The following is a 572-nucleotide window of genomic DNA, read 5'->3' as shown; positions in this document are numbered from 1 at the left end:
GAATAGATGTACTTGCCGTGTAGACCCCAGCTTACGCCGTCACACACTTCTGTGTTGTAACCAAGGCCCGCATAGCCGCCCACATAGGCGGAAGAGAAGTCATAGCTGACAGGTGTTGCGAAGTCTTTGGTGTCGTAAGCCATATCGGCCATACCGGCGCGCACCAAACCCTCTGCATATAGGCCGTTTGAAAGCACCACATGGGCCATCACACCGCCGCCCATGAAGTCTACGTTGCCCTTACCAGAAACGAGGTGGGAAGATGCGTCGTAGGTTTGCTTACCGGTTTCAGCAAAGCCGGCAAGGTGGAATTCACCGCCGCCGATCTCGCGGGTTGCACCAGCGCCGACCATGAAGTTGAAGCCTTCAAGGTCAATGTTCTGGCCATTATCGTAGGATGTTGATCGACCACCTGTCGCGCCAAATGTTACCAGCCCATCGGCGGCTGGAGCGGCAGCAAGGAAGCTTGCAAGACCATCGGTGGCGGCAAACAATGTTGCATCCATAGAGCTTACAAAACCGGCATTGTTACCAGCGGTGACAGCGTGTGCCTTCTCGTTGGTGCTGCTGGT

General features: G+C 55.4%; 1 protein-coding gene. It reads right to left on the bottom strand.

Going from position 1 to position 572, the window contains the following annotated elements; genetic code table 11:
- Positions 1 to 572 (bottom strand): hypothetical protein (locus E1162_RS02605; RefSeq protein ID WP_257098604.1); only part of this gene is annotated, 572 nt, incomplete at both ends.

This window comes from Pseudovibrio flavus, from assembly GCF_009711345.1.
Classification (GTDB): Bacteria; Pseudomonadota; Alphaproteobacteria; order Rhizobiales; family Stappiaceae; genus Pseudovibrio; species Pseudovibrio flavus.
Note: the sequence above shows the minus strand (reverse complement) of the source record. Positions and strands in the feature narration are given on the sequence as shown.